Here is a 10,555-nt window from a genome sequence, read left to right as displayed (position 1 = left end):
TGCGGCTAGGGCAGCAAGCGACGATTAACAGCGAGGGCAATGCTTTTGCCGATGAACTCAAAGGAACGGTCAATCAGATTGGCTTGCAAATTGGGAAAAAAGATATTTTAAATACCGATCCAGCCGCAGATGTAGATGCCAGAGTGGTGGAAGTAAAAATTCGCTTAAATGCAGAGTCCAGCCGCCGCGTTGCCGGTTTAACTAACTCTAAAGTTACCGTCAAAATTCATATTTAGCTATTTTTGCTAATGGCTTTTGAACAATTAGCCATTAGCCCCTTGCCAACAAGTTTTGTAGAATCATGCCAAAAATTCCTCTAGCCTGGTTACAGCTTACCCGTGAAAAAATGCGGCTGCTGGTGGCACTTGCCGGTATTGGTTTTGCTGACATTTTGATGTTTGTGCAGTTAGGGTTTCGCGATGCCCTTTTTCAAAGCTCCGTAAGCTTGCATGAAAATATGCAGGGGGACGTTTTTTTGGTCAGTTCCCAGTCCACGGCTTTGATTGCCATGAAAAGTTTCCCACAGCGGCGACTGTATCAAGCTCTCAGCTTTGACGGAGTAGAATCGGTCAGTCCAGTATATCTTGGCTTTGGCTTGTGGAAAAATCCAGAAAATCGCCGCACTCGCCAATTGATGGTAATTGGATTTAATCCCGCAGCAGAAATTCTAAATTTACCCGAAGTTAAAAATAACCGAGATAAAATTAAACTTCCAGATGTTGTTTTATTTGATGAAGCGTCTCGTCCAGAATTTGGGGCAGTTGGTGATTGGTTTAAGCAGGGAAAAACTGTTGAAACAGAAGTAGAAAGCCGTCGCGTCCAAGTACAAGGCTTATTCACGCTAGGCGCATCATTTGGAGCCGATGGTAATTTGATAACGAGCGATTTGAACTTTTTTCGGATGTTCCCTAGACGACAGAGAGGATTGATTGATATTGGAGTGGTTAATTTAGAAGCCGGTGCGGATGTAAGTCAAGTTATTCAAAATATGAAGGAGTCCTTTAATTTAAAGAAGAATGATGCGAAATGCCAAGACTTAAAAAATATGGATAAAGATTGTACAGATGTACAAATTTTGTCCCATGAAGAATTTATTGAGTTTGAAAAGACATATTGGCAAACCAGTACATCAATTGGATTCATTTTTGGTTTAGGAACCTTAATGGGATTTGTTGTTGGTACAGTTATTGTCTACCAAATCCTATACACTGATGTTGCCGATCATCTAGCTGAATATGCTACGTTAAAAGCGATAGGCTATACGGATTTATACTTACTAATTGTTGTTTTTCAGGAAGCTTTAATTTTATCAGTTTTAGGTTATATTCCTGGCTTTTCGTTAGCGTCAGGGCTTTATATTTTTATAAAAGGGGGTACAAATTTACCGATTGCAATGACTGTTGTTCGAGCAACCGTAGTGTTGCTTTTAACTATTTTTATGTGCTTGATTTCAGGTGCGATCGCAGTCCGTAAGCTCCGAGCTGCCGACCCCGCTGATATTTTTTAAATGGTATTTTTTAACATAGCTAGTTGCTAATTTTAATGAAATTGAAAAATTATGCTGCAAGAACCGATTGTTGCAATTAAAAATCTCAATTATTACTTTGGCAAAGGTTCGCTCAGGAAACAGATTTTATTTGATATAAATCTGGAAATGCAACCGGGAGAAATTACAATCATGACTGGGCCATCAGGGTCAGGAAAAACCACATTATTGACTTTAATGGGCAGTTTAAGGTCTCCTCAAGAAGGTAGCCTGAAAGTATTAGGACAAGAACTAATTGGAGCTTCTAAAAGCCAAATGGTGCAGGTACGGCGGCACATAGGCTATATTTTTCAAGCTCACAATTTGCTGAAGTGCCTAACAGCGCGACAGAATGTACAAATGTCGGTGGAACTGCATCGGCATATTCCGTCACAGGAAGCTGCAACCAGGTCAGCCGCGATGTTGGAAGCGGTGGGGTTAGGCGATCGCATAAATTACTACCCGGAGAATCTTTCTGGGGGACAAAAACAACGGGTAGCGATCGCGCGTGCTTTAGTGAGTCATCCTAAATTAGTATTAGCTGACGAACCTACTGCTGCTTTAGATAGTAAGTCCGGTCGCGATGTTGTTGAGCTGATGCAGCGATTGGCAAAGGAACAAGGATGTACGATTTTGATGGTAACTCACGACAATCGTATTTTAGATGTTGCTGACCGAATTATTCACATGGAAGATGGGCGTCTAGTCCGCGATACAGTTATTTCCGAAAAAACGCCTGCTTAAGTCAGATTTCTGAGTGAAAAATCCGATTGAAGTGGGTTGATTTCTCTTTATACACTACATAGTTTTTGGCGAATGGCTCATTCTACAAAAGGCAATCTTTTCATTTGCCATCTACACTTCAAGAAAGCCTTTTGTTTAGAGATGATTGTAACTAAGCTCATATCTTGCATCAAGATGTCAGAATAGAATGCTGGGACGATTGCATTCCAAATTTAAAAGCGCGGACTAACCGAAAACAAGGGTTTTGTAACCTGCTCTCGGCAGGTTTCGTTTGCGTGCTTCCTATCGCTGTGCGGTTTCAACTGCCCGGAGCAAGATGTCACTAAAGAATAACTAAGCAGAATCCACCCTGGTTGCTGATGGAAAAAAACTTATTTCTCAACATCCTAGCGCTTCGTGCGAATAGTGACATTGCCACCTTCACTTAATTGTTCTAGCACCAATAAAGGTGTCGGTTTGGCTTTTTGATCCCATTGTAGTTTTGCAAGACGACCCTGAATTGTGGGTTGCCAAGTATCGTGGTCTTCCGCTGGACTGAGGAATGTTTCAATACAATCAATAATTTGGCTAATCGTAGCAGAAGTCGCTTGGGTAGGTAATTTCATTAACTTGATTTGAATGCGGAAAAGCACCCGCTTAGAGCGCTTCGTACCCTCTCCCGTCTCATAAATGACATCAAAAATCTCATCAACTTGGCGTCCCGCTGTACTGGCAATGCCCACTGAGGCTTGTGATGCTTGGGTAGGACGCAGGGCGATAGTGATTAAGTCTTTTACTCTGACTTTGATTTGATTAACAATGGCAAAGTGAAATACCTCTTCATCCATTCGCATTCTGAGGTAATCCAGGTTGAATTCGCGTGAGTTAACCAAGTCAGGATTGCTTTCCATTCTATGAATAGAGTCAAGCGCCAACTTTAACTTTTTCTGGAGGTCTTTGACTTTAAAATCCTGGATCTTGGCTTTCTTTGCCATCTCATCCTTTTTAACCTTGACAAATACTGCTCCAGCAATGAGAAGTAACAGCAGTCCTCCGGAAGTGTACATCCAGATGGGCGCAGGTTGAGCGTTGGCGGCTGCGGCTGCTGGTTGGGCGGTTTGAGTTTTTTTGGCAGGGGCTTTAGGTTGAGCCTTCTTGGCAGGGGTTTGAGCCAATCGCAAGTCTACAATAAGGAACGGAGTGGACATAGTCGCTAGCCTAAAAAAATTCATGTCTATTTTCAGGATGCCCAAAAAAGCAGAAATTACAAAGTAAAAAGTATGAAAGATAAATAATCAAGTGTGAAATTCTGTCAAATCCTTTTTCGGAAAGCGGCTCGACTCTTAGTTTAGACCCAAATCACACTTCATTAGAGCTGACTTTAACGTGCTGTTAGCGCAACGGCGCGATCGCGCGGACTAGGCAAAACTACAGAGACTTTCATTGTTGGGTGTGAAGTGCGCTCAGGGGAGCTTTTGCAAAAATACCGATTGGCAAGACTCTCTAAAACTCTTGAAACCCTTGAAAAGTCGTAGCGATCGCCAAAACACCTTCCTCAAGGATCGGTAGTCGGAATTGTTTAGCGATCGCCAAACAGCAATCCCTGTGTTATTCAGTTGCTTCACTGGCAAGATATCAGCCAATAGGGAAAGCAGCCCCAGTCTGGGGCTGCTTTCCCTATTGGCTAAGAATGAGAGTATCTAGATTCTGCCCGATCTTATCTTTGGGCGCTGCTGCCAAGCTGATTCCAGGTTTGGATCACCTTCTCTAAAGGTGCAGGCAAACTCCCTTGATTAATCTCGGTGTAGCGAACTGTACCTTTGCGGCTGCTAAGGGTGTAGGTGATGTGATCGGCAGCACCGCTGGGTGCTGGGTAGCTTAGGTTCTTAAATTGGGCAAATTGCTGCCGTTCTAGCATTTGCTGAAACTGTCGTACCTGTTGCACAGGAATGCGGAGAACGCTACGTTCGGAGTCATTAGCATCGCCGATGCGAACCCGCATCAAGCTTCCGTCATTCAATAAAACAGTTTCGTAGGTTCTGCCAGTAAAACCGCCACTGGCAATCGCTCGAAACACCACATTTTTATCTAAGGATGGTGGTAGTTCGCTAGTCGGGATTGGCATTGGCTTGAGGATGCCAGTATCGCTTAGTTTACTTGCTGCTTGATTGAACTTAATAATGGAACCATCGCTGTTGGTGTGATAAACCAACAGTTGTAGCTTGCTTTGTACAGTTACCTGCCACCCAGGTATTGCATTAGTAAGACAACTCTCGTTAATACCGCCCAAACCCAGACAGCTATCCCAATTGTACTGTTGAGCTTGAACGATGCTGAGTTCGGTAGTGGGCACTTTGAACTGTCTGGAAGCTTCCCTTAAGACTGCATCTCGAACGGAATTCGGCAAACTCGCGAGTTGATCCACCTTCACGACAGAACCAGCTGCATTCGTGCGATAGACCAAGCGTTTTCCGCTTGCTTCTACCGTCACCTGCCACCCTTCTACTGTCGCTGGCGCACACAAAATATCAGGTGCGTAAATCCCTAGACACGCATCAGGCCAAGTCTTCTGTTCGGCCTGGACGACGCGAATCTGGTTTACCGGCAAACCCAGCTGCGTGGAGGCATCAGAAATCACAGCATTGGCAACAGATTTGGGGAAGTTTCCTGGGATGTTACTGCCAGGAGTATTCGACTTTTCTTGACGTAAAACTTGCCCTGTAGAATTGGTGCGATAGACCCAAGTTTTGTTATTGCTAGACACGACAACACGCCAACCGGGAACTAATGCTTGAGTACAAAATTCACCCGATTTCGGAAGTCCTAAACAGCCATCAGGCCAAGTTTCCTGGCTAAACTGAGTAATCTTGAGCTTTCCCGGAGCGATGCCAGTTTGACGCGACAAATCTTGACGAACAGCGTTAGCAATTCGAGGCGGTAAGCGATTAGCTTGCTTACGGTCAAGATTTTGCCCCACTTTCTGGTCTTTAACCTTAACCAGTCTGGTGATAGACTCAGAAAGTCCGGCTGGGGCAGCAAATGCGGTTTCTAACAGTGTCAGACCTGCGCCTAAAGACAAGATGCCAGTTAGAACTAAAGCGGCAAAAACCCGATCGGATTGGTGAACTGTTTTACCAGAGTTTACGGCTTTGGAGTGTTTTTTGAAAATCTGTCTCATAGAAACCTCAATAGAGTTGTTTTTGCAAGCGGAGAGCGTGTTAGGTGAGACGAGCGGCACTCCAACGCTCATCGAATGCATATAGCAGATAAAACGCTTGACGCTGCTATCGTGCGAGTTAGTTCCGCTGTTTCGTTCACCTGAATGGGTGATTTTTTACAAGTTTCAGATAGCGATTGCCAGCCAAAAAATTTAACTTCTGCAAAAACAGGTTTCTATAATCGTGTAGGCGTTTATTTATTTCAGCAAGGGAGCGATCGCGATGACTGTGTTGGTAGTCGCTACGGGAAATCCAGGCAAGCTGCGAGAGATGCAGACGTATTTAAGCGGATTTGGCTGGGAATTGACCCTGAAGCCAGAGGAACTGGAGATTGAGGAATCGGGTGACACCTTCATGGCTAACGCTTGTCTGAAGGCATCCCAGGTGGCAGAGGCGACTGGAGAGTGGGCGATCGCAGATGATTCTGGCTTGGAAGTAGACGCCTTAGAGGGCGCACCTGGTATTTATTCCGCTCGTTACGGCAAAACCGACCCCGATCGAATTGAACGCCTGTTGAATGAACTCGGCAACGAACTGAATCGGGAAGCCCAATTTGTGTGTGCGATCGCGATCGCTCGTCCCGATGGCGCGATCGCCCTGCAAGCCGAAGGAGTTTGCCGCGGCGAAATTCTCCACGCCCCTCGCGGTACGGGAGGATTCGGCTACGATCCGATTTTTTACGTTCCCAAAGAGCAAATGACCTTTGCGGAAATGACTCCTGAGTTGAAGCGTCAGTGGAGCCATCGCGGTCAAGCTTTTAAAATTCTCTTACCCCAGCTACAGACTTTAAAGACTGAGGGTTAAGTCCAGAAGTTAGAAGTCCAGTAACCAGAAATCAGAATTTTGCGATCGCCAAAAATTCTAATTTCTGATTTTTAATGACTCCTAACCTCTAACCTTGATGACTCAGTCCTCAGTCCTCAGTCCTCAGTCCTCAGTCCTCAGTCCTCAGTCCTCAGTCCTCAGTCCTGACTTAGACAGCTTCCAGATTCTTTTCCCCCGTCCGAATTCTGATGACCTGCTCTACCGGGCTGACAAAAATCTTACCATCACCGATTTCACCCGTTCGGGCAGCGGCAATGATTTTCTCAATCACCATATCAACCTGGCTGTCTTCAACAACGATCTCTACTTTAAGTTTTTGCAGAAACTCAACCGTGTACTCGGAACCGCGATAACGTTCGGTTTGGCCTTTCTGCCGCCCAAATCCTCGGACTTCAGAAACGGTCATTCCCACAATTCCCGCATTGACTAGCGCAATTTTAACTTCGTCGAGTTTAAAAGGCCGGATAATCGCTTCAACTTTTTTCAAGCTTCTAACTCCTCAGTTCGTTCTGGATTTGATCTGTACAATCAATTTGTACAACCAAAGGTACTCGTAAAGCGGCGGCTATGTTTTATCACTGCTCAAACAAAGATTTTTGTATTATATGATACATATTGCTCTTCACTCCTACCAGAGGCATCCATTGTGCCAACCCTAACTAAGGGGTTTCTCTAGATATCGCTGACTCGTTAACTAGACATCGTTGACTAGACAGTACAGTGAAGATGCGCGGGTTTGGAAATATTTTCCCCATTTGTATCAAAGCGGTTGTTCCAGGCAGATGCACCCGGTTCTTCCGACTCCTAGCAGAGTTAATCTTTCAGCCGTCAACCAGCAAGCTCAACGACTATTGTTCAAAAGCGGACGCACAATCAAAAAGCCAGTGCCAAACGCTGTCGCCACAATCAAAAAGATGACGATGATTAACCACCAGCCACTCACATCTGCGGAACGCTCTGGCTGAGTTGGGCGACGATACCGACCTTCTTCTTGTTCGATTACCAAGCTTTCTGAAAAATCAGGTAATGGTGCTGGTTCCGCTTTGGGAGGGGAAGGAGGTAGAACTTCCACTGGCGGAGCGATCGCAGCCGAACGAGGAGGACGAGGAGGCTGCGGAGGACGCCGCTTAGGTGTTGCGTTTGATCCAGTCCGAATTTCCGGTTCAATGGAGGGAGGGGGAACTTCAACTCGACTCCCGGAGGGAAACGAAGTGACTACCTGTTGTGCGTGCAAAGCTGACTGAACAACTTTTTCGATTTCTTGGCGCAGCTGTTGATTTTCTTTGGCTAACTGCTGATTTTGGGAATTCAGCGAGTCCAGCATCGCTTGCGCTGTTTGTAACTCTGCTGAGAGTTCTTTGTAAACCGAAATTGGCACTGAGGGACGGTAGGTATTCATTGGGCTTTGGGGAGTCTGCTCAGAAATATAAGCATTTTGCATTGGCGAGCGGGTCGAGGGATTAGACATCATGGATTTAGTTTAAGTTTGGTAAGGCAACAATAATGGAAAGTGAGGCGACTCTGACAGCCATTTTTTAACAAATTTGCTATTTAATCAACTAGGAATGTGCCCCAATCGATCTTTACGGTGTCATTGCTATAACCTTTGTATTCTCCGATTGTTTTAATTCTCCGATTGTAGGAGGGGAAAAAAGTGTCCCACTGGCCCTTGACCCTGACCAATGGCTAAAGCGTATTTTAGAGCAGTGGTGACATAATCTTTGGCTTTTTGAACCGCAGACCACCGATCTTTGCCCAAGGCTAGATTAGCCGTGATCGCGCTACTGAGCGTACACCCTGTGCCGTGAGTATTGGTCGTCTCTACGGTTGCGGTTTTCAAGGTTTCCAGATGGTGCCCATCGAACCAGATATCGATGCCGCGTAGATTCCCCTCCATCCCCCCTCCTTTCACTAATACAGCCGCACCACCTCCCAAATGATAAATCCGTTGGGCAGCAGAGCGCATATCATCCAAGGTATGAATCGGCAATCCGCTCAGTAATTGAGCTTCGTAGCGGTTGGGGGTCACAATCGCTGCTTTGGGGATTAAGACATCCCGCAACGTTGCCACAGCGTCATTGTCAATCAGCTGGGCACCCGTGCGCGATACCATCACGGGATCGACGACTAATTTGTCCAGTTTGAAAGCTTCCACAGCTTGCGCTACAGCCGCAATAATCTCCCCATTCAGCAACATCCCCGTTTTCGCTGCTTGGACGCCAATATCCGTCACCACAGCCTCAATCTGGGCGACAATTGCTGCTGTCGGTAAAGCATCCACCCGCGTCACTCCCAGCGTATTCTGCGCTGTCACGCAAGTAATAGCACTGGTGCCGTGAACGCAGTGAAAGGCAAATGTCCGTAAATCGGCCTGAATGCCAGCACCGCCGCCGCTATCAGAACCGGCAATTGTGAGAGCAACAGGTACGCTTGAAGGGTTTTTAACGGTCATAGGAATGAGGAATGGATAAGAGAAATGGGTAATTAGTTAATACCCGCAAATTAAGGACTACTAACAATTACTTTTACTCTAAATTTTGATGAAACCAATTCCAATCTAAATTGAATTGAATGATTAAATTTTACAAATTGCTGCAAATCGAGTGCTGCTCAATTTACAATTTGCCGATGAGTCGGCAAATTATTGCAATGCTGCCCTTGAGAAGCGAGTAGAACTGAGTTATGTGCCTAAAGACCTAATTAGAGGAAATATACGATGAGCCGCACTAATTTCCAGTTTAGGAGGGGAAATCCGTGCGGCGTGAGAGCATGGATGTAGCGATCGCTCCCGTAATCAGTCAAGTCTTCCCACTTTTGGGACAGGTAATCATTGAATTCGGAACTTCTACCGAATTCAATCGGCTTCGTGGAAGTTTAGAAGAATTTCGCACCCTGCTAACTAAGGCTGGATTGCCCACGCATCAATTAAAAATTAAAAAGGAAATGTTCCATTTTTAATTTTTAATTCTTCTAGCGTTGCGGACGCCGTCTTTGGAGAAATTCCGGAATATCCAATCCTCCACCTTGTTGTTGAGGTTTAGGCTCAAACGTGGGGGTAGAAGGAGGAACGGGTGACGGTGCAATGGGTCGCTGTGGCTGTCTGGAAGTGCGTGCCTCCCTCGCCGCCGGTGTAGACTGAGTTTCCCCGCTAAATCCAGTCGCAATGACGGTAATTCTTACCTCACCTTGCATCCGGTCATCGATCACTGCCCCGAAAATGATATTCGCATTCGGATCGACCACTTCATAGATTGTTTCGGCTGCGGCATTCACTTCGTGCAGCGTCAGGTCGCTACCGCCGGTAATGTTAAAGACAACCCCTCTGGCTCCTTCAATCGAAGACTCTAGCAACGGTGAGGAAATTGCGGCGACGGCGGCTTCTCTGGCTCTCGATTTCCCAGAACCCACGCCAATCCCCATCATTGCCGATCCCGCATCTGCCATCACGGCTCGGACATCAGCAAAGTCCACATTGACCAGTCCGGGAATCGTAATAATATCCGATATCCCTTGCACACCTTGACGCAGGATATCATCGGCGACGCGAAAGGCATCTTGAACGGGCATGGTTTCTGGAATCACTGCCAGCAGCTTATCGTTAGGGATGACGATGAGCGTATCTACCCGACCCTGCAAAGCGGCAATGCCTTCATCTGCCTGAGAAGTGCGACGGCGTCCCTCAAAGGTGAAAGGACGAGTGACAACACCCACCGTTAAGGCTCCCATTTCTTTGGCAACTTCTGCCACAATCGGGGCTGCACCCGTACCCGTACCGCCTCCCATCCCAGCGGTAATAAATACGAGATCGGTATTTTCTAAGGCATGAGCGATCTCGTCGCGCGATTCTTCCGCTGCCTTTTGACCAATGGCAGGATTACCTCCAGCACCTAAACCTCGCGTTAACTTCTGTCCCATTTGCAAGCGTTTAGCAGCCGAGGAGTGAGACAGCGATTGGGCATCAGTATTGATTGACCAAAACTCTACGCCACTGACATCACTGGCAATCATGCGGTTCACCGCATTGCCCCCACCCCCACCAACACCAATGACTTTAATTTTGGCGACGCTACCTAGCACGATGTTGTCACTCCTAGATTCTTCCCTGGGTGTTCCGTTAGCATCGTGATTATGGCCTAAATGTAACACGGTGTTATTAAAAGGATTCGCGCCGTCCACTGCGGGTGAACGACCTGCGTTCCCTGAGGGATTTGAGTTTTGGTGGGCAAGCCCTGGTTTACTATTGAGCGTCATTGCAATAGAAAGG

General features: G+C 46.3%; 10 protein-coding genes and 1 pseudogene. 5 read left to right on the top strand and 6 right to left on the bottom strand.

The window, feature by feature from the left end; translation table 11 throughout:
• The 3 genes and pseudogenes from NDA06_RS18975 to NDA06_RS18965 form a co-directional block, all read left to right on the top strand.
• Positions 1 to 236 (top strand): annotated as a pseudogene (locus NDA06_RS18975) (HlyD family secretion protein); the annotation flags it as partial.
• Positions 237 to 301: 65 nt separating this feature from the next.
• Positions 302 to 1,507, top strand: a complete 1,206-nt coding sequence (gene devC / locus NDA06_RS18970; protein WP_190678668.1) for an ABC transporter permease DevC — start codon at positions 302 to 304, stop codon at positions 1,505 to 1,507.
• A 51-nt stretch (positions 1,508 to 1,558) separates the two neighbouring features.
• On the top strand, positions 1,559 to 2,269 hold the full coding sequence (locus NDA06_RS18965; protein WP_190987078.1) for a DevA family ABC transporter ATP-binding protein: 711 nt from the start codon (positions 1,559 to 1,561) through the stop codon (positions 2,267 to 2,269).
• A 386-nt stretch (positions 2,270 to 2,655) separates the two neighbouring features.
• Here NDA06_RS18965 and NDA06_RS18960 read toward each other — a convergent pair whose 3' ends face one another.
• Positions 2,656 to 3,456, bottom strand: a complete 801-nt coding sequence (locus tag NDA06_RS18960; RefSeq protein WP_190678664.1) for a hypothetical protein — start codon at positions 3,454 to 3,456, stop codon at positions 2,656 to 2,658.
• Positions 3,457 to 3,965: 509 nt separating this feature from the next.
• The gene (locus NDA06_RS18955; RefSeq protein ID WP_348251806.1) at positions 3,966 to 5,426 is read right to left on the bottom strand and encodes a hypothetical protein; all 1,461 of its coding nucleotides are present in this window, start codon (positions 5,424 to 5,426) and stop codon (positions 3,966 to 3,968) included.
• A gap of 262 nt (positions 5,427 to 5,688) precedes the next feature.
• Between NDA06_RS18955 and rdgB the strand changes: the two genes are divergently transcribed.
• Positions 5,689 to 6,270 (top strand): RdgB/HAM1 family non-canonical purine NTP pyrophosphatase, encoded by a 582-nt coding sequence (gene rdgB, locus NDA06_RS18950; protein WP_190986480.1) that lies wholly within the window; start codon positions 5,689 to 5,691, stop codon positions 6,268 to 6,270.
• 169 nt (positions 6,271 to 6,439) lie between these two features.
• Here the strand turns inward: rdgB and NDA06_RS18945 are convergent, their stop codons facing one another.
• The 3 genes from NDA06_RS18945 to thiD all read right to left on the bottom strand — a co-directional run bounded on the left by NDA06_RS18945 (position 6,440) and on the right by thiD (position 8,743).
• On the bottom strand, positions 6,440 to 6,778 hold the full coding sequence (locus NDA06_RS18945; RefSeq protein WP_190412314.1) for a P-II family nitrogen regulator: 339 nt from the start codon (positions 6,776 to 6,778) through the stop codon (positions 6,440 to 6,442).
• 354 nt (positions 6,779 to 7,132) lie between these two features.
• The gene (locus NDA06_RS18940) at positions 7,133 to 7,762 is read right to left on the bottom strand and encodes a DUF3450 domain-containing protein (RefSeq protein ID WP_242047511.1); all 630 of its coding nucleotides are present in this window, start codon (positions 7,760 to 7,762) and stop codon (positions 7,133 to 7,135) included.
• 153 nt (positions 7,763 to 7,915) lie between these two features.
• Positions 7,916 to 8,743, bottom strand: a complete 828-nt coding sequence (gene thiD / locus NDA06_RS18935) for a bifunctional hydroxymethylpyrimidine kinase/phosphomethylpyrimidine kinase (protein WP_190986481.1) — start codon at positions 8,741 to 8,743, stop codon at positions 7,916 to 7,918.
• Between the two features lie 302 nt (positions 8,744 to 9,045).
• Between thiD and NDA06_RS18930 the strand changes: the two genes are divergently transcribed.
• Positions 9,046 to 9,249: a hypothetical protein gene (locus NDA06_RS18930; RefSeq protein WP_190412312.1), complete on the top strand. Its 204-nt coding sequence runs from the start codon at positions 9,046 to 9,048 to the stop codon at positions 9,247 to 9,249.
• 12 nt (positions 9,250 to 9,261) lie between these two features.
• On the opposite strand, the gene ftsZ is transcribed toward NDA06_RS18930, so the two are convergent.
• Complete coding sequence (ftsZ, locus tag NDA06_RS18925; protein WP_190412850.1) at positions 9,262 to 10,542, bottom strand: cell division protein FtsZ; 1,281 nt, start codon at positions 10,540 to 10,542, stop codon at positions 9,262 to 9,264.
• Positions 10,543 to 10,555 lie beyond the last annotated feature (13 nt).

Origin of the sequence: Trichocoleus sp. ST-U1 (genome assembly GCF_039961835.1) — a bacterium.
Taxonomy (GTDB): Bacteria; Cyanobacteriota; Cyanobacteriia; order Cyanobacteriales; family FACHB-T130; genus FACHB-T130.
This window is presented reverse-complemented; position numbering and strand designations above follow the sequence as displayed.